This window comes from Inquilinus sp. 2KB_23 (assembly GCF_052115705.1).
GTDB classification, from domain to species: domain Bacteria; phylum Pseudomonadota; class Alphaproteobacteria; order DSM-16000; family Inquilinaceae; genus Inquilinus; species Inquilinus ginsengisoli_A.
Map to the genome: position 1 here is coordinate 1 of NZ_JBFRHF010000049.1, position 20687 is coordinate 20687.

General features: G+C 64.8%; 21 protein-coding genes and 2 pseudogenes. 8 read left to right on the forward strand and 15 right to left on the reverse strand.

Features of this window, described 5'->3' with window-relative positions:
• Nucleotides 1-68: 68 nt before the first annotated feature.
• Both AB4112_RS35060 and AB4112_RS35065 read left to right on the forward strand, forming a co-directional pair.
• Nucleotides 69-113: pseudogene (locus tag AB4112_RS35060) on the forward strand (hypothetical protein); the annotation flags it as partial.
• Between the two features lie 26 nt (nucleotides 114-139).
• Nucleotides 140-778: an IS3 family transposase gene (locus AB4112_RS35065; protein ID WP_441727002.1), complete on the forward strand. Its 639-nt coding sequence runs from the start codon at nucleotides 140-142 to the stop codon at nucleotides 776-778.
• A 315-nt stretch (nucleotides 779-1093) separates the two neighbouring features.
• On the opposite strand, the gene AB4112_RS35070 is transcribed toward AB4112_RS35065, so the two are convergent.
• The 4 genes from AB4112_RS35070 to AB4112_RS35085 form a co-directional block, all read right to left on the reverse strand.
• The gene (locus AB4112_RS35070; protein ID WP_441727004.1) at nucleotides 1094-1390 is read right to left on the reverse strand and encodes a DUF2274 domain-containing protein; all 297 of its coding nucleotides are present in this window, start codon (nucleotides 1388-1390) and stop codon (nucleotides 1094-1096) included.
• A gap of 11 nt (nucleotides 1391-1401) precedes the next feature.
• On the reverse strand, nucleotides 1402-1932 hold the full coding sequence (locus AB4112_RS35075) for a TrbI/VirB10 family protein (protein WP_441727006.1): 531 nt from the start codon (nucleotides 1930-1932) through the stop codon (nucleotides 1402-1404).
• 183 nt (nucleotides 1933-2115) lie between these two features.
• Nucleotides 2116-2427 (reverse strand): thermonuclease family protein, encoded by a 312-nt coding sequence (locus AB4112_RS35080; RefSeq protein ID WP_441727042.1) that lies wholly within the window; start codon nucleotides 2425-2427, stop codon nucleotides 2116-2118.
• Nucleotides 2352-2582 carry a hypothetical protein gene (locus tag AB4112_RS35085; protein WP_441727008.1) on the reverse strand — a complete coding sequence of 77 codons (231 nt, stop codon included), beginning with the start codon at nucleotides 2580-2582 and terminating at the stop codon, nucleotides 2352-2354. Before AB4112_RS35085 ends, AB4112_RS35080 begins: the two co-directional genes overlap by 76 nt.
• A 70-nt stretch (nucleotides 2583-2652) precedes the next feature.
• Between AB4112_RS35085 and AB4112_RS35090 the strand changes: the two genes are divergently transcribed.
• Complete coding sequence (locus tag AB4112_RS35090; RefSeq protein ID WP_441727010.1) at nucleotides 2653-3015, forward strand: hypothetical protein; 363 nt, start codon at nucleotides 2653-2655, stop codon at nucleotides 3013-3015.
• A gap of 196 nt (nucleotides 3016-3211) precedes the next feature.
• Here the strand turns inward: AB4112_RS35090 and AB4112_RS35095 are convergent, their stop codons facing one another.
• Nucleotides 3212-3394: an undecaprenyl diphosphate synthase family protein gene (locus AB4112_RS35095; RefSeq protein ID WP_441727012.1), complete on the reverse strand. Its 183-nt coding sequence runs from the start codon at nucleotides 3392-3394 to the stop codon at nucleotides 3212-3214.
• A gap of 135 nt (nucleotides 3395-3529) precedes the next feature.
• Nucleotides 3530-4027, reverse strand: a pseudogene (locus AB4112_RS35100) (phytanoyl-CoA dioxygenase family protein); the annotation flags it as partial.
• A gap of 870 nt (nucleotides 4028-4897) precedes the next feature.
• Here AB4112_RS35100 and AB4112_RS35105 point away from each other — a divergent pair.
• The 5 genes from AB4112_RS35105 (at nucleotide 4898) to AB4112_RS35125 (ending at nucleotide 10092) form a co-directional block, all read left to right on the forward strand.
• On the forward strand, nucleotides 4898-5392 hold the full coding sequence (locus AB4112_RS35105; protein ID WP_441727014.1) for a YcjF family protein: 495 nt from the start codon (nucleotides 4898-4900) through the stop codon (nucleotides 5390-5392).
• 237 nt (nucleotides 5393-5629) lie between these two features.
• Nucleotides 5630-5893, forward strand: a complete 264-nt coding sequence (locus AB4112_RS35110) for a hypothetical protein (RefSeq protein ID WP_441727016.1) — start codon at nucleotides 5630-5632, stop codon at nucleotides 5891-5893.
• Between the two features lie 65 nt (nucleotides 5894-5958).
• On the forward strand, nucleotides 5959-7623 hold the full coding sequence (locus AB4112_RS35115) for a cyclic peptide export ABC transporter (RefSeq protein ID WP_441727018.1): 1665 nt from the start codon (nucleotides 5959-5961) through the stop codon (nucleotides 7621-7623).
• Nucleotides 7616-8677: a prohibitin family protein gene (locus AB4112_RS35120; protein ID WP_441727020.1), complete on the forward strand. Its 1062-nt coding sequence runs from the start codon at nucleotides 7616-7618 to the stop codon at nucleotides 8675-8677. The genes AB4112_RS35115 and AB4112_RS35120 overlap by 8 nt, the downstream gene beginning before the upstream one ends.
• A 14-nt stretch (nucleotides 8678-8691) precedes the next feature.
• Nucleotides 8692-10092 carry a substrate-binding domain-containing protein gene (locus tag AB4112_RS35125; RefSeq protein ID WP_441727022.1) on the forward strand — a complete coding sequence of 467 codons (1401 nt, stop codon included), beginning with the start codon at nucleotides 8692-8694 and terminating at the stop codon, nucleotides 10090-10092.
• A gap of 6 nt (nucleotides 10093-10098) precedes the next feature.
• Here the strand turns inward: AB4112_RS35125 and AB4112_RS35130 are convergent, their stop codons facing one another.
• The 9 genes from AB4112_RS35130 to AB4112_RS35170 all read right to left on the reverse strand — a co-directional run.
• Nucleotides 10099-10746 (reverse strand): hypothetical protein, encoded by a 648-nt coding sequence (locus AB4112_RS35130; RefSeq protein ID WP_441727024.1) that lies wholly within the window; start codon nucleotides 10744-10746, stop codon nucleotides 10099-10101.
• Nucleotides 10747-10987: 241 nt separating this feature from the next.
• The gene (locus tag AB4112_RS35135) at nucleotides 10988-12265 is read right to left on the reverse strand and encodes a hypothetical protein (RefSeq protein ID WP_441727026.1); all 1278 of its coding nucleotides are present in this window, start codon (nucleotides 12263-12265) and stop codon (nucleotides 10988-10990) included.
• Nucleotides 12262-13068, reverse strand: a complete 807-nt coding sequence (locus AB4112_RS35140; RefSeq protein WP_441727028.1) for a thioesterase II family protein — start codon at nucleotides 13066-13068, stop codon at nucleotides 12262-12264. Before AB4112_RS35140 ends, AB4112_RS35135 begins: the two co-directional genes overlap by 4 nt.
• 137 nt (nucleotides 13069-13205) lie before the next feature.
• Complete coding sequence (locus AB4112_RS35145; RefSeq protein WP_441727030.1) at nucleotides 13206-13415, reverse strand: MbtH family protein; 210 nt, start codon at nucleotides 13413-13415, stop codon at nucleotides 13206-13208.
• A 14-nt stretch (nucleotides 13416-13429) separates the two neighbouring features.
• A complete protein-coding gene (locus AB4112_RS35150; protein WP_441727032.1) occupies nucleotides 13430-14422 on the reverse strand; it encodes a TauD/TfdA family dioxygenase in 993 nt (330 codons plus the stop codon).
• Nucleotides 14423-14545: 123 nt separating this feature from the next.
• Nucleotides 14546-15796, reverse strand: coding sequence for a cytochrome P450 (locus AB4112_RS35155; protein WP_441727034.1), 1251 nt, complete (start codon nucleotides 15794-15796; stop codon nucleotides 14546-14548).
• 324 nt (nucleotides 15797-16120) lie between these two features.
• Nucleotides 16121-16966: a cupin-like domain-containing protein gene (locus AB4112_RS35160; RefSeq protein WP_441727036.1), complete on the reverse strand. Its 846-nt coding sequence runs from the start codon at nucleotides 16964-16966 to the stop codon at nucleotides 16121-16123.
• Nucleotides 16967-17018: 52 nt separating this feature from the next.
• Nucleotides 17019-18053, reverse strand: coding sequence for a methyltransferase (locus AB4112_RS35165; protein ID WP_441727038.1), 1035 nt, complete (start codon nucleotides 18051-18053; stop codon nucleotides 17019-17021).
• 156 nt (nucleotides 18054-18209) lie between these two features.
• A partial coding sequence (locus tag AB4112_RS35170) for an amino acid adenylation domain-containing protein (protein ID WP_441727040.1) occupies nucleotides 18210-20687 on the reverse strand: 2478 nt, incomplete at its 5' end.

A 20687-nucleotide genomic window follows, 5' to 3' on the forward strand; every position in this document is an offset into this window, starting at 1 on the left:
GCTCAGGGATGCGATCCAGCGCCTGGCGCTGGCCCACCGGTTCTGCGGCTACCGCCGGGATCGGGGAGATGCTGCGGCGCGAGGGCTGGGCGGTCAACCGCAAGCGGGTGCTGCGGTTGATGCGCGAGGATAACCTGTTGTGCCTCAGGCGCGCGGCCTTCCGGGCACCGACGACGGATACGCGCCACGGCTGGCCGATCTGGCCCAACYTGGCGCGCCGCCTGATCCGACCGCGCCCGACCAGCTGTGGGTGGCCGACATCACCTATGTGCGTCTGGACGAGGCCTTCGTCTATCTGGCGGTGGTGATCGATGCCTTCATTCGCAAGGTGGTCGGCTGGGCGCTGGACGATCACCTGAAGGCCCGCCTCGCTCTGGCGGCCCTGCAGATGGCGCTCGATAAGCGCCAGGTGATCGCAGGCGGTCTCATCCACCACTCCGACCGCGGGGTGCAATACGCCTGTGGCGACTATGTCGACAGGCTCCAGGAGCGCGGCATCCAGCCCAGGATGAGCCGCGTTGGCTGTCCCTGCGACAACGCCATGGCCGAGAGCTTCATGAAGACGCTCAAGACCGAGGAGGTGGACGGGCAGCCCTATCGCGACCTGGCGCATGCCAGGACCCAGATCGGCAGCTTCATCGAGGAGGTCTACAATCGCCAGCGGCTGCACTCCGCCCTCGACTACCTGACGCCTGAGGAATACGACGCGGCTTCACCGCCATTGCAGCAGGGCCGCGCCTCTGCTGCTATGGCATCCATCAACCTGACCTGTCTCTGATTATCCAGTCTCACGTCAGGGGTGCAGTCCAAACGCACGATCATCAGACCCTGGACCAGCCCCAACGCGCGATGACTGCCATTGTCGCGCGGTGGTGTCAGTCTGAGAGTAGGTTCGCCATGCCCTTCTGGATCGGGATGGCAAGGCAGCGACCGGCTCCGGCTCGCATGTCCAAAATCGTTCGAACCCTGCGAGCCGGTCATCAATGCCATCGACTGATGCGGACAGGCAAAACAGGTGCATCTCTGGGTCGGTTGGCCGGCAATGCCGGTTGGGAAGCCCGGGCGGCTGGCTGGTCTGCTGCGAAGATGCCGGTCATTCACCAGATGTGGATGAGCCCGCACCGGTAGAGCGTTCCACACGCATGATCGACCGGGACACGGCGATCCCGGGCGCGATGCGCGACTTCTGCGCAGTCACGAAGGCACGATCGCTCGCGAGGAAGCACTCAAGCATGTGGGGGATGAGGTCCGCGAACGCCTCGGCCTGGCCGTACGTTTCCTGATACAGGTCGGCATAGGCCTGCAACCCCGAGGCAAGCTCCGGAGTTGCCTGGAAAGAGATCTTGACGGGCGTGCGGTCCGGCAGCCGGCGAAGCTTCAGATCGGGCATGGATGCCTCCTTCATCCCTGATAGGGCTCAAGCACGAGATCCTTGTTGACGACCACGCGGAGCGGCCAGCCGGGCCGGACCTTGAGCGTCGGCTGGATGTCGAGCGCCCGCTCCGTCATCCGCTGGCCGACCTGGTTCACGCCCTGCTGGGTCGACTGGCGGAGCGCCCGAACGAGGTCGCTCTCGTCCTCGCCGAAGGTGAGCTCCGTCCCGACTCCAAGCAGCGTCGAGAGCACGACAGCCTGGAGGAGTTGCCAGCCATGGACGTCGACTTCGTCCTCGAGCCCGCCGTATCCGGCCGCGTCCGCTGCCGGGACGTTGTCGAGGACGATCGAGCGTCCGTTCGGCATGACGATGCGCTGCCAGACGAGGAGTACCCGGCTCTGGCCCTGGGCGATCGCACTGTCATAGCGCCCGATGAGCTTGGCTCCTTGCGCGCTGATATAGCTGCGGTTGACCTCGGCCCGGAACCCCAACTCCTCCTGCGTCAGTGACCGCTCCCCGCGAATGCGCCGGAGGTTCCGGGCCACAGCCTGCCGCATGTTTTCCATACGGGCAGATGAGATTGCGACCCGGTATCTGTCAGTCTAGTATACCCGACAAAATTCTCGCAGAGAAGCTAGCTTTTCCGCATGACTCCGATCTCGATGCCGTCAGCCGCGGCGCCGTTCGGCCCGAATCACCCCCACCGACGTCCGGTGGCAGGGGAGCATCGGGTCGTCCGATCAGCGTCGGTGGTCCTTTCGGAACCGGGCCGGCGCCTCACAATGCCCACGTCCCGCCCAGACGCCGCGATTGGCGCGCTCGGCCTCCTCCTGATCCGCCAGGTAGAGATCGCGGCTGTACCGCGGCAGGGCCCACGCCCATCCGGACCGAACCATCATGTCGCCGACGCTCTGTGATCCAACCCAGCATTCCGCGACCTCCCGGCCGTATCGGTCCCTGTCCCGGCTCCGGCATCTCAGCCCGCCTTGGGCGAGGATCGACCGCAGGTGATCGGCGGCCTCGTCGCCGATCGGCCGTTCAACGCCGTCGATGCGGCAGGACTGGCGCTTTTCAGGCGCATCGAAGCCCCATAGCCTGACGCGCTGGCGTCAATCCGCAGGGTGTTGCCATCCACGATTTCTGGCGCGGCAAACACCGGCGAGGCAAAAGCGAGCGTGAGCAGCAGGAAGAATTGGAACCGGATCATCTGAACCGCCAAGATCAAGGATACCGCCTAAGCCATAGACTAGCGCCCAGCGCAGGCCGTTATCGCCGGCATGGTCGCGCAGCAGGCGATCGAGCTGCTCGTTGGGCGGCCGGTCGGTCGTCGCCGCCCGCTCGAGGACGGCGCGGCCGAGGGCGGTGAGCACGAGTTGGTCGCGGACGCCCTGCCGCGGCGCCAAATGGCCGGTGGCGATCGCCTGGCGCTGCAGCCGGCCAAGGGCGGTGCGGCCGTTGGCACCTCGATGCGCCGGGGGGACGCGGCCGGGCCGCAGCACCGCGGCGCCGTCCGCTGCCGCGTCGTCGTGTTGTATCGTCATCCGTCGCGGCTCTCGGCGGTCGCCGCGGCCTCGTCCGCAGCGCTTGCGCCCGATTCTACCCGATCCCGGCCGCGCAACAAGGGATCCAATGCGCCGTAACCATCGGCACCATACAATGTTTTCAATATGTTAGATCGATGCTTCGGCCAAAATCGGAGATTTCCGATGCCCAACAATGTCGCCGGGCGTGCTTTAGCATGACGGAATAGTTGGTTTGGCGGGCGCCATATAGCGCGCCACATACTTTGATGCCGCACTGGACTGACGTGCGTTGCTCGAGACGGGACGGTGCGGCTCACTTCCCGGACCGGTGCTTACGGTGTTGATAGGCGCGCACGGCTCGCAGGAAGTCGACCTTGCGGAATGCCGGCCACGGGACGTCGCAGAAGTAAAACTCGCTGTGGGCGCTCTGCCATAGCAGAAACCCGGAATCACATCGCTGCCTGTCCGGAAAGCCCCAACAACCGTCCTGAGTCATCGACCAACGGCATTTGTGTCACTCTATTATTCAAGTACTATATAAGTATATGATTTTCCATAATAAGCGCCAAGAACCCGTCGAGGCTGGTACCGCCTGTGCCGGCCTGCCTTCGTGAAGGAGTACTTTCGGCGTTCAGTCGAGATTGTTCAATGCAAGAGCAGTTGCTCTCTTGGAAAGGGGTTCCAGTGGGGTGGCATCGCGACTGACGAGAAAGTGGGGGCGGATGGATCGTGTCGCCACGTTCGTCACCGGACAGTATGTGATGAACAGGATATTGCGAGGATAGGGTGACAAGTTCGATGGCGAGCAATGGGTCGTCTGACTGTGAAAGAGGAGAATCGTACCAACCGGGCCTTGCGCCGCCGCCATTCCGTTGTCGCGCGCAAGCCGCGCGATCTGCTGGGGTGCGATTGCGTATTTCAGGTTGGTTCCGACTAAGGAGTGCAGATCCTCCGGTTCATCAACTGCGCCACCTGTCGACGTGCCCTCGCCGGCGTTATAATTTTCGATATGAGATTTCGGAACAAAATACATCGGACCATTGAAGTCGCTGACTTCAGTGAGAAATAAGCCGAAGGTCACGACGTCGGGTCGTTGCAGGCCGTCCTCCTGGTCCCGAAAGACATAATCGCTGTGCCATGGCTATGCTTCGCCGCAAAAGGCCGACCTCATATTTATCTTGAATTGATATACATAGACACTCTCATTGAATGTGACTTCCGCCATCCTCCGGAAAATGGCGAGCCGTGTCAGATCCGACAAGGTCGCACTGTGAAGATGATCACCGTGTCGACCCCGCACTGTATTTCCGTGGCTCTCCAGGACTGTTCCTTCATCCTGAGGAAGGGCATCTATCGCTTGCGCGATAGTGGTCATATCGTCGACCGATAAAGGCGCATGGCACGGTAACAACGCCGTTGCGGTTGAAAATGGTCAGGTCACGATCTCTAAGCATCGCAGCCTCCTTAGATCCGCGCATATGTCGATGAACCATGTATTTGGATGGTCGCCGAATCAGAAACCGGTCGCGTTCCACCCCTCCAAGATCCGCCGGCAGCCCTCCGGCACTGGATCCCGACGGCACCGATCCGCCGCGACGCTCGCTGAAGTTGAAGGGCAGGCCGAATTTCGCTGTGCCGGTGCCGGTCCCCTGCGGCACGACTGCTTCTTGACATAGGACCGCTAACCCATTCCAAATATAGTGCTGTCTGATAAAAAATCCTCGATATTGCTCAAATTTGAGCAGTATTCAGCCCGCTGGCCGCCCAGCACCGGCCTGATCGCCAGACTTTCCTGACCGTCGGACTCTGCAGCAAGCCGCGCGCCAGGAGGCCCATGATGGAGAGGTGCCCGGTCCCCGCATTGCTATTCAAGGCTGGGGCATCATTCGGTGCTGTTTCGTTGCGGTCTTGGCAATGACCCGGTATCTTGTTCCTATTGATGTAAGCATTTGTGAGCCAGCGGTGCGGCTCACGTTGATCCCTAACTTTGGAGAGCATCATGGATGCAGCTGAACAGAAGCCTTCGCTGGAATTCGAGGCTTCGCAGATCGTCAATTCCTACATGGGCTGGTCGGCGGGCGCCGGGCTGATACCGCTCCCGGGCGTCGACCTGGCCGCGATTTCCGGCGTCCAGCTGAAGATGGTTCACTCGTTGTCGAAGCTCTACGGCCTGCCGTTCTCGCGCGACGCCGCGAAGTCGGTCATCGGCGCCCTCGTCGGCGGTGGCGGTGCCGTGGTCCTGAGCTCCCCGATCAGCAGCATGATCAAGGCCGTTCCCGTCGTCGGCCAGATCGCCGGCACGCTGACGCAGCCTGCGCTCGCGGCAGCGACCACCTACGCCCTGGGCAAGGTTTTCATCCAGCATTTCGAGACCGGCGGCAACCTGCTGAATTTCAACGCCAACGACCTGCGCGACTATTACGCCGAGCAGCTCGCCGCGGCGCGCGAAACCAAGCCGGCCACGGCCCAGGCGAGCGCGGCCACGGCCGACTGACGCCCGGTTCCGGCGACCCCGAGTCGTCGGCGCTGTTGAAGTGTCATAGGATCGGCGTTCCCAAGGCCGGGGCGCTGCAGGTTTGGTGGGGTGGGCTGGCGGCCACGAGGGTGCCGGCCTTGCTTGGTCGCGCATCCGATCGACGGAGGCCGTCGGCGATCCATCCGGATCCCCGCAGCCTTCGCTAGGATGCCCGAGAGCCGCCCCGGTCCGGGCATCGGTGGGGAAGAGTGGATCATGACCATTATCATCTACCTCGCCCTCTGCGTCGTGGTGGGGTTCGCGGGGCGCAGACGCTCGATCGGGTTTGCCGGTTATGTCTTGCTGTCGCTGCTGCTGACGCCGATCGTGCCGCTGTTCTTCCTGCTCGTCACCCAGAAGCGGTTCATCGAGCAGGAGACCGCGATGCGCCTCTACCAAGCCTATTGCCGGCGGTGCGGCAGCGGGGTGGCCACGGCTGATACGATCCGCACCTGCAATCGCTGCGGGGCACCGCTCTGATGCCGGCGCTGTTGCGCCGACCGCGCCTCCGGGCCTAGACGCATCGTCCAGCTGGACCGGAGAGCATGCCCCTCATCACCATTCTTCGCTCGATCGCCGCACGCAACCTGCGACGGATCGCGCTGATGGCGGTCGTTGCCGGATTGAGCAACGCAGCGATCCTGGCGCTGATCAACATGGCCGCCGACTCCCAGTCCAACAACAGCGACGACGGCGGCGGCGGCACCGTGGTCCTGGCGCTGATGTTCGTCGGCGTGGTCCTCCTGTACACCTTCTCGCAGCGTTTCCTGATGTTCGAGGCGGCAAGGGAGGTCGAGTCCCTGATCCACCGCATCCGCACACGCTTGGTCGAGGCGGTGCGGCACAGCGAACTCGCCGACATCGAGCACATCGGCCGGACCCGGATCTACAACGGCCTGAGCAAGGAGATCCAGACGCTGGCCCAGTCCAGCGCGACGCTCGCGCTGATCTTCCAGATGTCCATGCTGGTGCTGTTCACCATGGCCTATCTGGCGTACCTGTCGATGACCGCGTTCCTGCTCGCGATCGGTTTCATCGGCGTGGCGATCGTGCTCTATCTCGGCCGCGCGAGGCAAGCGGGCAAGGCGGTCCAGGAGGCCACCGAGGCGGAGTACGGGCTGGACGTGCTGGTGACCGGCATCCTCGACGGGTTCAAGGAGGCCAAGCTCAACGCCCGGCGCAGCGGCGAACTGGTCGAGGACCTGGTGAAAGCCTCGTCGCAGGCCTCCGACCTGCGCATCAAGGCCCATCTCGGCTTCGCTCAGAACCTGATTTTCTCGCAGAACATCTTTTTCCTGCTGCTGGGAACGATGGTCTTCGTCGTGCCGGCCCTGAGCAGCGCCACCGCCTACAGCGACACGCTGCTGAAGACGACGACGGTGATCCTGTTCATCATCGGGCCGCTCGGCGGGCTGGTCGGATCCGTGCCGATCCTGGCCAATGCCAACACCGCTGCCGCCCATCTTCTCGAGCTCGAACGTCTGCTCGAGGAGTCGGCCGGGCCGAAGGAGGACTGGGACGGCCAGGCCGCCGGCCCGGCGCCGTCGTTCCAGCGGATCGAGCTGCGCGGCGTGACCTTCCATTTCGAGGAGACCCCGGGGCAGTACGCCTTCCAGGTCGGCCCCGTCGACCTCACGATCCGCGCCGGCGAGACGATCTTCATCTCCGGCGGCAACGGCTCCGGGAAGTCGACCCTGCTGCGGCTACTGACGGCGCTGTACCTGCCGCAGCAGGGCACCATCTCCGTCGACGGCCGGCCGGTGACCCACGCCAACGCCGTGGCTTACCGGGCCTTGTTTTCGGCGGTCTTCTCGGACTTCCACCTGTTCAAACGGACCTATGGGGTCGACTCCGACGCCGTGGCGGAGGTCGACGATCTGCTGCGGCTGTTCGAAATCGAGGCCAAGACCGGCTTCGCCGGCGACAGGTTCACGACGGTCGACCTCTCCACCGGCCAGCGCAAGCGGCTGGCGCTGATCATGGCGATGCTGGAGCGCCGACCGATCTGCATCCTCGACGAATGGGCGGCCGACCAGGACCCGATTTTCCGGCAGAAGTTCTACGATGAGCTGCTGCGGATGCTGAAGGATCGCGGCATCACGGTCATCGCGGTCACGCATGACGACCGCTACTACGATCGCGCGGACAGGCGGCTGCACATGGAAGAAGGCAGGATCGTGAGCGTTGGACCGGAGAACGCCCATGCTTAAGCGCGCCTGGCTTCGCACCCGACGCTACCTGTTCGAGCACGGGCCCGAGGCCGCGGTGTTCGTGGTGATCTTCGCCATCCTGGCGGTCGTGCTGCTGCCACGAATGATCTTCACCATCCCGCCCGGGCATGTCGGCGTGCTGTGGAAGCGCGTCGGCGGGACGGTGCTGGATCACACGATCGGCGAGGGGATTGCGATCATCCTGCCCTGGGACCGGATCTACATCTACGACCTGCGGCTGCAGCTGATCGACCGCGATTTCGATGTGCTGTCGACGGACGGCTTGAAGGTCACGGTCAACATCGCCTACCGCTTCCAGCTGATCGCGGACAGGGTGCCGCTGCTGCACAAGACCGTCGGCGAGAACTATGCCGACGTGCTGCTGACCGCGGCGATCGGCGCCCGCGCCCGCGACATCCTGGGACAGAACACGCCGGAGGAGATCTATTCGTACAGACGTGCCGAGGTGCAGACCGAGATCCTGAAGGAGATGCAGCAGAGCCTGCTGCAACCGCTGGTTCCGCCCGGGTCCGCCATTCAGGCGCCCAGCGGCTTCATCGAGATCGAGGATGTCTTCATCCGGTCGATCAAGCTGCCGCCCACGGTCGAGGAGGCGATCGACCGCAAGAACCAGATGCAGCAGCGCAGCCTGGAATATGACTACCGCCTGCTGCTCGAGGCGAAGGAGAGTGAACGAAAGCGCATCGAGGCGCGCGGCATCAAGGAATTCCAGGACATCGTCTCGCAGGGGATCACCGAAGGCTATCTCAGGTGGCGCGGCATCGATGCGACTCAGGCTCTCGCCAACTCGCCGAACAGCAAGATCGTCGTGATCGGCGGCGGCAAGGACGGGTTGCCGATCATCCTCGGCAACACGGACAGCCCAGCCACGGTCGCGCCGACCCTCGCCGGGACGAGTCCGCCGGCAGCGCCGGCCGCATCATCGATCATCGTGCCGTCGTCGCCCGCGGCGCAGGCCCCGCCTCCACCCGCCGCCGCCGATCAAGCCGGTTCGACGGACCTGCTTCCGCGCGACCCGTTGAACGCCCAGTAGACCGGGACGTATAAATGACGAAGGTCGCAAGGACGGAGTCGGATCGCAGACGCGGCGTCAGGTTCTGCGCAGCGGTGCTGTTGCTTGCCATCGGCTGGATGGGCGGCACTGGCCTGGGCCGTGCGGCCGGGACGTCCGCGGCCGGCGCTGACGGAGAGACCGAGCAGGTCCTGCTGCGGCTGGGCGGGGATGAGATCATAGCGACGACCATCGCCATGCCGCTTGCCCGGAGCTTCCTGGAACGGAAGGGGGCCCACGACATCGGCATCATCCCCCCGCCGCCGCCCTGGACCACCGAGATCTCAGGACGCATGGGGAACGGCAATCGGGTGTCGATCCTGGTCCGCGTCGCGTCGACCGAGGAGGCGTTCCGCCTGCTCAATGCCGGCGAGATCGACATCGCCATGGCCGGGCGACAGCCCTCGCCGCAGGAGGCCGGCGCCATGCCGATGCTCGGTCATCAGGACGGCTCGAACGACGCCGCCGCCGCGATCGCGCGCGCCGCCGCCTTGATCGCAGTTCATCCCGGGAATCCGGTCGAGACGCTGAGCTTCCGGCAGCTCCATGACATCTATGCCGGGACGGTGACGGATTGGGTCGAACTCAGCGGCAGGCCGGGCCCGATCCATGCGCTCACCCGGCAGGCAGGATCGACGACGCGTCAGCTGTTCGACAGCGTCGTCCTGGGATCGACGCCGATGGCGACCACGGTCCGCCAGTTCGCCACCTTCGAGGAGATGCGGTCAGTCGTGGCAAGCGACCCGAACGCGATCGGCTACTTCGTGGTTCCCGAGGTGCTGAAAACGGTGCGCGTCGTCGTCGGCCAGGACACCAAGGTGTCCCCGCCGGATAGCTACCAGTTGACCAGCGGTGACTATCCCCTCAGCCAGATACTGTACCTCTACCGCGACCCCCGGGGCGCGAATGCCGACGTCTCGGCCTTCTTCGATCAGGCGCTCGCGGTGTCGTCCCAGTTCACCATCACCTCCGCCGGGCTGTCGGAGCTGAGCCCGACCCTGATCCTGCCGAGCGGCGAGCGTCGCGGTTCCGGGCGCTACGAGGAGTTGACCCGCAACGCCCTGCGCATCAGCACGACGATCCGATTCGACGACGGCACGGCGATGGTGGATGGCACGGCCAGCAACGACCTCGACCTCCTGGCACGGTATCTCCGCATGCTGCAGGTGCGCGGCGACCATCTCGTGCACATCGCCTTCTCTGAGGGAAGCGGCGATCCGGCCGCAGACGAGCGGGTCTCACGCCAGCTCGGCGAGATCGTCGCGACGGAACTGCGGCATCGGCTGGTTGCGCCCGGCGACGTCGTCGCGCTCGGCGCCCAGAGGCCGCTCGTCGAAGACGATACGCCGGTCGGGCGCAGGATCAACCGGCGCGTAGAGACCTGGATCCGGCCCTGATGCCAGTCAGGACGGTTGCGATGCCGCGTCGGCCCCCGCCATCAGTGCCAGCGCGTCGAGCCCGGCGACCGTGACGCTGTCGGTCCGCGCCACCAGCGTCCGGCCGTCGCGCAGCCGCAGGTTGAGCATCCGCTGCCCGGGATGCAGCAGCCGGATTCCAGCACCCAGCGCCACTCCCACCGGTCCGATGACGGACCCGACGGTCCAGGCCCAGCCGGTGGCGCTCAGCAGGCGCTGCTCCTGGCGGTCCGGCCAGGCCCGCATCGCTGCGACCTCGGCGTCGAGGATGACCTGTTCCCCGCCCGGTGCGACGAAACCGAAGCGTCCGTCTGGCCCGAGGCGGCGGATCCGGACGAGGCCGACGCCGAAGTCGCCACCGAGCAGTTCGAGCCGTCCACCCGCCACGAGCTTCATCCGCTCGGCCAGGGCGCCGCGGGGCCTGCCGCCCAGGGTTTTCCGGGCCACGTCCGTCAGCGTCGAGACCGCGGCGCGGCCGCGGTCGGCGACCCTCCGGGCCGGGCCGGGCGCGTCTGCGGGGGCGCCGACCGCCGCTTCAACGGCCTCGTCGGTCGGCTGGTCGGGCTTGACGGCCTCGCCGGTCGGCTGGCCGAGCTTGCCGAGCGGATCGTTCTGGATGGTGCTGCGCTTCGCCATGGCCGTGTCCTCAACTCAAGTCGTTCATTCAAGACATCGCGACGATCTCGGCCGCGGGCGTGCGGTCGTCGGCTGCGCCGGTGCTCGACGGCGCATGGGCGGCCAGAGTGACGCCGAAGGACGGCGCCTCGGCCGGCCGGCCGGGTCAGCGACACAGTGAGGTTGGCGGCCGTCGCCGGCTGTGCGGGTCGCCCTTGTGCTTGTCGATCGCGATGACGCGCGTGTCCGTCATGAGGCAGCCTCAATTCACCACGGTGGTCACGGTGTTGGACACGGGCAGGGCATTCAGTGACGTGCTGAGCGCGACCAGCCGGCGCAGTAGGGTGAAGATGCGGATCGTAGACGTTGCCTGCATCGGAATGCTGTACCGCGTGCCACGATAGACCACGGAGACGAAGTCGTCTGCGCTGGAAGAGTCCGTGTTGACGACGAACAGCCGGTCGGCCAAGGCGCTCGATCCGGGCGACTTGGCGTCGGGGGTGACGAGTTCGATCGCAGTTCCGCTCTTCGTCAGCGAGCCAAGGAAATGGATAATGTCGAGGGTCGAGCGGGCATAGATTTCGACCTCCGTGGTGCCGTGCGAATCCGCGGACACGCCGCCCTGCCGGGTGAAGCTGAACGGCTCCGCCGCCGATGATGCACCCGGTGACGCCGCCCCCACCGTGTCGCAACTCGGTCCGAGGGCAGCCGAAGCCCGCCCGCCCCCCGATGCCAGCGAGGGATCGAAGCACATCACGGCGGCCGGCTGAACGCTGAGCATCTGGTAGCGCGTGCCGTTGGCGGTCTGCTCCGGCCGCAGCAGCAGCCCGGCCTTCGCCACCTCAACCAGGCTCTTCAGGTCGGAGGCGCGTTCCGCCGAAAGCGGAGGCCCGTATTCAACGGTGCGCGGGATGGTCTCGGTGGAGAGGCCGAGCGCCAGCGCAGTCCTGAGCTCCTGGGTGAAGGCGGAAAAGCTGGGATTGCCGGGATCGTTCACCAGCGTCCGCGTCAGACCCTGCGACCGCAGCACCACCTTCTGGATGAAGAGATAGAACAGCAACTCGCGCGGCAGTCCCTCGCGAACGAAGAAGTCGAGTGTCTCAGCGCTGAGAGGCCGTTGCAGCCCGAGCCAGAACTCCTTGGATTCAAGGACGCCGAGATCGAAGTTCGTATTGGTCGTCGCCGTCGCGTTGGCGGTCGTGCCGAAGGTGTTGTTCATGGGTGGTCCGTTCCCGAAGACGACCGTGGGCAGCACCCCCAGGGAGCCGCCGACCGTGCCCGAGCCGCGGACCACGACCAGTTGCGTGAAGCTCAGCGGCACTCCGTCGGCGGCGCGGACGATGTTCAGGAAAAGGGCTTCGTTCTGGACCTGCTCGATCGAGCTGTTGAGGCGGCCGACCTGGCCGGTGAGGTCATCGCTGAAGGTGCAGCCCGCCACAGTCATGGTCAGGACCGCGGCGGCCAGGCGCATCAGGCCCGGGCGGCGCGTGCCGCCCTGTCCGATCGAGGATCCGACGGAAGCACGGTCGAGATGGTTCATCGGCCTGCCACCATGAGTTGCGGCCATTCGGCAAGGCGCCGGCCGAGATGGGCCAGCAGCGCCCGGCGATGCATCTCGATGAAGAAATGGCCACCCTGCCAGAGCGAGACCTGCAGCGGCCGGTCCAGCACCTCCTGCCAGGCCTGCAGGCTCTCCGGAGGGTTCTCCTCGTCCTGCTCGCCGCCGATCACATCGACCGGCCGGGGAAATTTCGGCAGCAGGGAGTCCAGGCTGGGCCGGTAGGTTTCGGTCAGGCGGTAGTCGGAGCGCAGGATCGGCAGGAGGACCGACAGCAGGTCCGGCGCATCGAGGACCTGGGGCGCCGTTCCGCCCATGCCGCGCAGATCCTCCACCAACTCGGCGTCGGTCATGCGAGAACGCTGCCGCTCAGGGCCTCGCCAATGCGGCGCATGGTAACCCGACAGGACGAGGCCGAGCACCGGATGCGAACGGCCGACCAGGATCCGCGCCGTCTCGAAACCGAGGAGCGCGCCCATCGAATGGCCGTAGATCAGGACAGGCCGTTCGGCGTGCGGCAGGGCGAGGATGGCGCCCGCGATCGCGGTGGTGAGGGTTGCGGCATCGTCGATGCAGGATTCGCCGAAGCGCAGGCCGTGGCCCGGCATCTCCGCGGCGAACACGTCGGCAATGCCTCGCAGCTCGGCGATCCACGGCCGGAACCCCGACGCGCCTCCCCCGGCCCATGGCAGGCAGACCAGGCGCGGACGCAGCGGGCTGCGCTCCGCCGACCATTCGCTGAACGGAAACCAGCGCTTCATCGCCGGCTGCGCCGGGGTCACCATCTGAGACGGACCTGGCCAAGCGCCATGGCCTGGATCGGTTCAACGACGGGAATGCCCAACGACGAATTGGAATTGATGACGAAGATAGTCGCGATCATCTGGCGGACCCTTCGTTGATCGTCATCGGAGCCGCGCCTTCAGAACCTGGATTCGGCCACCAACGATTTCGGCCGCATGTCGGTCCACTGCGCCTCGATATAATCAAGGCAGCCTTGGCGGCTGTCCTCGCCGAGAGCCACGGTCCATCCTGCCGGCACCTCGACGAAGGCAGGCCACAGCGAATGCTGGCCCTCGTCGTTGACCAGGACGAAATAGCGGCCGTTCGCGTCTCCGAAGGGGTTTTTCATGTCGGTCTCCTCTCTCAGCTTTGGATTCGCGATGAGTCGGCGGCGCAGGCCGAATGCGGGTAGCCCATGCTCACCAACACCCGGCGCGGGCCGCTGAAGGGCTTGCGCCCGTGCGCGACGCGCATGTTGTCGAGGATCAGGACGTCGTCCCGGCGCCAGTCGAAGACGACCTTCTCCCGCTCGAACGCCGCGGTCACGGCGGCGACGACGCTGTCCGGTATGGCCCCACCGTCGCCGAAGCGGGCGTTGCGCGGCAGCCCCGCCTCGCCGAACAGGTCGAGCATGTCGGCCGCCATCGCCGGGCCGAGGCTGGAGATATGGAACAGCTGGGCCTGGTTGAACCACAGCTCTCGGCCCAGCCCCGGGTGGATCGCGGTGCCCTGGCAGACCTGGCTGGTTCGCAGCCCTTCCTCCGTCCAGTCGAAGTCGATGTCATGGGCCGTGCAAAAGGCCTCGACCTCTTTTCTGCTGTCCGTCTGGAACACCGTCCGCCACGGCAGGTCGATGAAGTCCGAATAGTTCCTGACATAGCGGACCCGCCTGTCGCGGAACTCGGCCAGCACAGCCGGATCGATCCGCTCCGTGACCCTGCCGACGTCGGCCAGGGGCGTCTGGCCGCCACTGGCGGCGGGGGTCACGCAATGGAAGCCGATGCGCATGGGCCAGTCCCGTTGATAGGCGTTCTCGTTGTGCATCGGGATTTCCTGCGCGGCCGGATATTCGGTCGCGGTGTAGACGCCCTTGCCGACATCGGTCCGCGGGGTCGACCGGTAGACATAGGACAGCGGCCGCGTCCACAGCCGCTGGAATAAAGCGGCCAGCGTGTCCTCGCCGGATACGCCGAAGCCACGGAACAGCACCGCGCCGTGCCTGGCCAGGGCGGCATCCACCGCTGCGCCATGCTCGGCCGCGAATTGGAGCAGGCCCGTCGGCCGGCGCGGCTCGACCGTCAGCGGCATCGTGCTACCGGATGGCAGGTGCTCGGCGACATCCGATGACCATGACATGGAATCAGTCCCTCCTTCGGGCGACGCAAAGCGGTTCGTCATCTTCCCGGGGCGCCGCGGCCCTGTCGATGGCGAAGCGAAGCAGCGTCCCGTGCGAGGCCGCTGCGCTCCGGCGGGTTTCGATCATTCGGCGTGGACCCGACGCACACGGATGGGCAGGCGCTCGAGAGCTCTGCCCGTGAGCCTCCGTTTCTGCCAAGCCGGGGCTGGTTCGGCACGTTCCAGATGCGAGAAGCGCCTCAGCATCAGGTCCAACGCGACCTCCGCCTGAAGGCGGGCGAACATGCTTCCGACACAGGCGTGAAAGCCGTAGCCGAAACCGACATGCCGCTGGCCCTTCCGATGAATATCGAAGCGGTCGGGGTCATCGAATTGGGTGGGGTCGCGGTTTGCTGCCGCCACGCACAGCAGAACTGTCTCGCCCTGGCGCACCGGCTCACCGGTGATGGCCGTATCGCGCAATGCGACCCGCCGCACCATCGGCAGCGGCGATTCGAATCGAACCGTCTCCTCGATCGCCGCTGCCAGCAGCGAGCGGTCGTTCCGGACAAGTTCAAGCTGATCCGGATGGGCGAGCAAGGCGTTCAGAAGATTGCCGATCAGAGCCTGTGTCGTCTCATTGCCGCCCACCAGCAATTCGATGCAGGTGAAGGCGATCTGGTCTTCGTCGAGGCCAACTTCGCCGGCGTGCGCTTCGCTCAGGCGCGAGAGAAGCGAAGCCTGGGCAGTCCGGTCTCGCTGCCGATAGGCATGGCGGAAAAATCCGTACAGCTCGTCCACCGCTTCGAAAACGCCCATGAAGTCGTCCCGCGTCATCCCTCCCAGATCGAGCATGAAGCGTGCCCTGCGACCATTCCTGGCCAGATGCTCCCGGTCTCCGTCGGGCAAGCCGAGCCAATCGCCGAACACTTCGCTCCACAGCGGTTCGGAGATGTCCCGGATCACATCGATCGTCTCCAGATGGGACGCCGCGTCGAGCCGCTGCGCGATTCGGTGGACGATCTGCGGCCGCAGTTCCCTGATCGCGGGCGGCAATACAGCGCTGCCGAGCAGGCGCCGCAGCCGGCCATGGCTCTGCTCGTCGGAGAAGATGAGAGCCGCCTTCAGCAATCCCGCAAACCGATCGGGGAGTGCCAAACCCCATTTCGTTCCCAGACCGCGCAGAGACTGAGGGATGGCTTCGGAGCTCAAATCTCGATTGGTGAAGGCCTCGCAAACGCTGCCGTAGCGCGTCAGAATCAGGGTCCCTGGAGTTCTGCGATTCGACGATTTTTTTTGAAGTCGCGCATAGACCTGATAGGGGTCGGCGCCGGGGCGCGGGTGCGAGGAATCGAATTGGAGCGATTCGCCGGGGTCGGACACCTGTTGCGACATGTCCGTTGTCCCTCCTTGTCCAACAATACGACATAGAGAAATATCGATCATTTATATTGGACCTACCTGCGATCTCGAAGCTAATGATTGGTTAAATATTAAGCAAAATACTACAAATACCGTGCCATGATATTATGCGGCGCCATGCCGCCCGGCAGCGATAGGCCGAACCCCGTGCTTTGCTGACAACTCGTCCGGATCGAACCAAGACGTCATCCTTTGTGGGTTGTAAGTGACAATTTCAAGTTCGAGACATCAGACTCGTAAAGACCGGAGTTCCCGCCGGGGCGCATGACCTTATGGCAAAACCAGGTGGAACGTTTCTCAGGTAAAGTATTGAATGACTTCTTGCTCATTGCCGACAGAAAGTCCCACCAGAGCATCCTGGAACACCTGTTTCCGCACCGAATGCACGAAGTTCCAGGTCACGGAGATACTGTCGGAGATCGACTTCACATCATGAAACCAGCCGCCTGGGACATACAGCACCTCACCCGGCTGCAAGACATCCTCATAGCGGCTGACGGCGTCGGCGAAATGCGGAAAACGCGCAGCATCCGGCTGCTCGGGATCGACGCATCCGCGTTCGTCCTGGAGTTTCGACGTCTGATCGGGCGCGTAGAAGGTGACCGTCTTCGATCCGTAGACCTGGCACAGGATGGCGTCCGAGCCGAAGGGATCGCGATGCAACCGGGTGCGGGCGCCGCGGGCGCTGACGAACAGACCCTTATACGGAAAGGGATCGGTCACCACGCTGCGCGTCTGGCCTCCGGGGCAGATCGGGACCAGGAAGCCGTTCCTGGGGAAAAAATCGAGATCGCGCCAGTCTTCGGAAACCGACCGAAAGAACGCATCGGCCCAACAGAAGTCCACGTCCTTGAATTTGGCATACCAGCGAACATAGTCGGTTGTCCGATGCGGCGGCAGCTTGCCGAAGTTGTCCCGAATGTAAGTCTTGAGAGGAATCACATCGACGAGATCGAACAGGGAATTGTAGACCTGCACTTCACGATCGCCGTGATGGGACACAAGCCATTCTGGAGTCCACGTCGCAAGGGCGTGCCAGGATCGCATCGCATCGACAATGATGACGGGCTGATTCCGCGTCACGAAGCCGGAAACAAAGGCGTCCGGATCCAGGTCCGTGACCCGTGGAATCGATTTGTCCATCTGATCCTCCAGATCCTGTCATCGGTGATACAGATCGACGGTCCTTGCGCCGTCATGCCGGCTCGGTCTCCAGGATCGAGAACTGCGACTTCCGAGCGACCTCACGGATCGGCTTGAAGCCGGCCCGCTCCATCAGCGCGTTGAACTCCGGAGCCGTGCGCTCCATCCCCCGGAAGAACATCATCATGTGCAGATCGACCAGAAGATCGTAAGCGTCGCACTCATGAGGGTCCTCGCTCAGGAGGCGCTCGACCAGAATCAGCCTCGCGCCGGGCTTCATCGCCTTGCGGCAGCATTCCAGAATCCGGGTGGCGTCGTCATCGGGCCAATCGTGCAGGATCCAGGAGAGAATGTAGGCGTCGCCGCCTTCCGGCGCCCAGGCGAGAAAGTCGCCCGCAACCAAATCGCACCGGCTTGCAAGGGATGCCTTCGTCAAAGCAGCTGTGGCGGCCGCGATCTGGCCCGGCTGTTCGTAGAGAATGGCGCGGAGGTCGGCATGTCTTTGCAGCAGGTCGATCAGGAGTGCCCCGGTTCCGCCGCCCACGTCGACCACCGTCTCCCCCCCATCCAGTGCGATGGAGTCGGCGATCGCATCCTGAGGCCGGCCTGGGTATCCCACGGCCATGTACTTGTCGAAGATATCCCCGTCGCCGGGGTTCCTTCGAAAGTGCTCGAAAAACGTGATGCCGTTTGCCTGATCGAACGCTTGGCCGCCGGTCTGGATGGTGTGGTCGAGTGCCCCCGCCGTCGCCCAGATGCTCGGCATCGTCCAGAACCGCGCTGCCCAATGCAGCGACGGCACGGAATCCTGGCGAAGCAGCAGCGATTTGAAATTGTGCTGCAGATGCCCCCCTTCGGTCACCCGGAAGATCCCGAATGCGGACAGGGTTCGGCAGAGGCGGCGCATCGAACCCGGATGGGCGCTGACGGACTTTGCCAATTCCGAAATCGGAACGACGTCGTCTTTTCCAAGCGCGTCCGCCAAACCGATGCGGCAAGCGACCCCGATCATCTGGGACACGGACAGGCCCCGCACCATGGCATGGAGATCGATCGACTCATCCGCTCTGAAATGGTCTTCAGGCATGAAATAACTCCCGATATGACGTGCCCCGCCGGCCACCGGCGGCGTCGAGGCGCGGTTGCAATGCCGCGGCAGATTGAAAACGTGGGGCCTGCCGCCGCTCACCGACGCGATGTCTCAGGGCGAGGAATCCGGCTCCGAGTGTTGGCAATGTCGTCGTCATTCGGCCATCCGTACGGCGATCCGGTGGCGTCTGGGCACGCGGAGTTCACTCATGATCTGCTGCCCGATCGCTGCCAGAGGCGCCGGGTCGACCATGCCCATATGGTCGCAGACGATCGGATGGCTGGTGATCGCGCCGCTCAGATAAGGCAACCAGCTTGACGGCGATGGTGCTGCCTCCCCCTCCGCGCGGACGGTCGCCTCGAAGTGGAGTATGTCTCCTATGAAGTCGTCGGGGCTGAATTTTGCCAGCGCTTCGACATTGTTGATTTGAGCCATTTGAATTCTATGGAGCTTTTCCTGATCGAGATAGGCAAGAGGACTGTCAATAGTCTGCAGGTAGCCCTGGATCTCCGGCCATATGTCTGTGGCGCCCTCGGGGATCGGCTTGTCGTAGCCCATGATCTCTAGGGTGAGGCGTTGCACCTCCTGTTCCGCAATCGTTGACCGGCCGGTCGTCGGGTCATGGGGGTAGCTGTCGAGAAGAACCAGGAGATCGACGTCATGGCCGTCAGCCTGCAGCCGAGTGGCGATCGCGTGTGCCAGATTGCCGCCGAATGAGAAGCCGGCGAGCCGGTACGGCCCTGTTGGGGAGAGGCGCCGGATCTCCAGGCTGAGGTCTCGGGCCATGTCCTCCAGACGGCCCTGGAACGCGTCACCCTGGACCAGGCCCCGGGCCTGCAGCCCGTAGATCGGGATGTCAGGATCGATGTGCTGGATCAATCCGGAGTAACACCAGCTGAGGCCGATCGCCGGATGGATGCAAAACAGCGGCGGCTGCTCTCCACTGGTCCGGAGTGGGAGAACCACCCCCAGCGCATCCGCATGGTCGCCGACGCCGAGACGCTCCGCCACATCCGCCACGGTCGGGCCCTCGAACAGGCTCCGGATTGTCAGGGTCTCGCCGAGGGTGGCACGGATCCGGCCGATCAGCTTCGCCGCGAGCAGCGAATGCCCTCCGAGCGCGAAGAAGCTGTCGTCGATCCCGACATGCTCGACGTCGAGCACCTCGGCGAACAGGCGTTTCAGGATCTCCTCCTGGGGCGTTCTGGGACGCCGGCCGATGGCGCCTGCTGCGTAAACCGGCGCCGGCAGCGCTCTGCGGTCGAGCTTGCCATTGACGTTCAGCGGCAGGTCCTGCAGCTCCATGAACGCCGCCGGGACCATGTGCTCTGGCAAGTGGGCCGCCGCGTGCGCGCGCAGCTCGGACGGCGTTGTCTGCGATCGCGGTGTCGGCACCACATAGGCGACGAGGCGCTTCTCGCCGGGGCGATCCTCTCGCGCCACCACGGCGACCTGGGCCACGGCGGGATGCGTTCCCAGGACGACCTCGATTTCGCCGGGCTCGATCCGAAAGCCCCGGATCTTGATCTGCGTGTCGGCACGCCCGAGATATTCGATCTCGCCGTCCGGCCGCCAGCGCGCCAGGTCGCCCGTCCGGTACATCCTCTCCCCGGCATCTCCGAACGGGCAGGCCACGAAGCGCTCCGCCGTCAGGCCGGGACGGTTCAGATACCCGCGCGCGAGACAGGACCCGGCCGCGTACAGCTCCCCGGCCACTCCGATCGGCGTCGGCTGCAGCCTGCGGTCCAGGATATATATCCGCGTGTTCCAGATCGGACGGCCGATCGGGATGGCGGCCGGCCACCCGTCAACCTCTCGCGGCAGCGTGTGGCCGGTGACGACATGGGTCTCCGTCGGCCCGTAGTCATTGTGAAGGGTGCAGTTCGCGTGGAGGCGGAAGAATGACTGGACGACATCCCCGCCCGTCAACGCCTCTCCGGCCTGAATGACATCCCGCAACGCCGGAAGACTGCGCTTCTGCTCGGACAGGGCATCGTAGACGGCCTCGAGCACGAGATTGGGTGCGAACAGTTCTTCGATCTCGTTCTCGTCCAGCCAAGCCGCCATGGCGTCGGGGTTGCGACGGGTCTCGGCATCGAGCACGAAAAGCGTCTTGCCGGTGAACAGTGCCGACAGCAGTTCATGGGCCGATGCGTCGAAACTCAGAGCCGAAAACTGAGCGACTCGCCCCTGCGGTCTCCCGGGGACCATCATGGCGTGCCATTCCATCAGGTTGACCAGAGGCCCTCCCGGCATGACCACGCCCTTGGGGCGTCCGGTGGAGCCGGAGGTGTAGATCACATAGGCCGGATGCCCAGGCCGCAGCCGCGCCGTCCGCTCCCCGTCACCGGGATCATGCTCAGGTGCCGCCGACAGCGCCGCCGACACCGAACCTTCCTCCAGGCTCAGCACCGGCACCGGACCGCACCACGCCTCCGCCCCTGAACCGATCACGCAGACCGGGCCCGCATCCGACACCATGTAGCCCAGCCGGTCCGCCGGATACTCCGGGTCCAGCGGCAGGTATGCGGCCCCCGCCTTCAGCACACCCAGCACCGACACCACCATCGACACCGAACGCGGCAGCGCTATCCCCACCACGCTCTCCGGGCCGATCCCCCGGCCGATCAG

Bases quoted from the DNA above. Each gene is read 5' to 3' on its own strand.
- AB4112_RS35070 (WP_441727004.1), bottom strand. From the start codon at position 1,390: ATGCCCGATCTGAAGCTTCGCCGGCTGCCGGACCGCACGCCCGTCAAG.
- AB4112_RS35075 (WP_441727006.1), bottom strand. From the start codon at position 1,932: ATGCGGCAGGCTGTGGCCCGGAACCTCCGGCGCATTCGCGGGGAGCGG.
- AB4112_RS35085 (WP_441727008.1), bottom strand. From the start codon at position 2,582: ATGATCCGGTTCCAATTCTTCCTGCTGCTCACGCTCGCTTTTGCCTCG.
- AB4112_RS35090 (WP_441727010.1), top strand. From the start codon at position 2,653: ATGGTCGCGCAGCAGGCGATCGAGCTGCTCGTTGGGCGGCCGGTCGGT.
- AB4112_RS35095 (WP_441727012.1), bottom strand. From the start codon at position 3,394: ATGACTCAGGACGGTTGTTGGGGCTTTCCGGACAGGCAGCGATGTGAT.
- AB4112_RS35105 (WP_441727014.1), top strand. From the start codon at position 4,898: ATGGATGCAGCTGAACAGAAGCCTTCGCTGGAATTCGAGGCTTCGCAG.
- AB4112_RS35110 (WP_441727016.1), top strand. From the start codon at position 5,630: ATGACCATTATCATCTACCTCGCCCTCTGCGTCGTGGTGGGGTTCGCG.
- AB4112_RS35115 (WP_441727018.1), top strand. From the start codon at position 5,959: ATGCCCCTCATCACCATTCTTCGCTCGATCGCCGCACGCAACCTGCGA.
- AB4112_RS35120 (WP_441727020.1), top strand. From the start codon at position 7,616: ATGCTTAAGCGCGCCTGGCTTCGCACCCGACGCTACCTGTTCGAGCAC.
- AB4112_RS35125 (WP_441727022.1), top strand. From the start codon at position 8,692: ATGACGAAGGTCGCAAGGACGGAGTCGGATCGCAGACGCGGCGTCAGG.
- AB4112_RS35130 (WP_441727024.1), bottom strand. From the start codon at position 10,746: ATGGCGAAGCGCAGCACCATCCAGAACGATCCGCTCGGCAAGCTCGGC.
- AB4112_RS35135 (WP_441727026.1), bottom strand. From the start codon at position 12,265: ATGAACCATCTCGACCGTGCTTCCGTCGGATCCTCGATCGGACAGGGC.
- AB4112_RS35140 (WP_441727028.1), bottom strand. From the start codon at position 13,068: ATGGTGACCCCGGCGCAGCCGGCGATGAAGCGCTGGTTTCCGTTCAGC.
- AB4112_RS35145 (WP_441727030.1), bottom strand. From the start codon at position 13,415: ATGAAAAACCCCTTCGGAGACGCGAACGGCCGCTATTTCGTCCTGGTC.
- AB4112_RS35150 (WP_441727032.1), bottom strand. From the start codon at position 14,422: ATGTCATGGTCATCGGATGTCGCCGAGCACCTGCCATCCGGTAGCACG.
- AB4112_RS35155 (WP_441727034.1), bottom strand. From the start codon at position 15,796: ATGTCGCAACAGGTGTCCGACCCCGGCGAATCGCTCCAATTCGATTCC.
- AB4112_RS35160 (WP_441727036.1), bottom strand. From the start codon at position 16,966: ATGGACAAATCGATTCCACGGGTCACGGACCTGGATCCGGACGCCTTT.
- AB4112_RS35165 (WP_441727038.1), bottom strand. From the start codon at position 18,053: ATGCCTGAAGACCATTTCAGAGCGGATGAGTCGATCGATCTCCATGCC.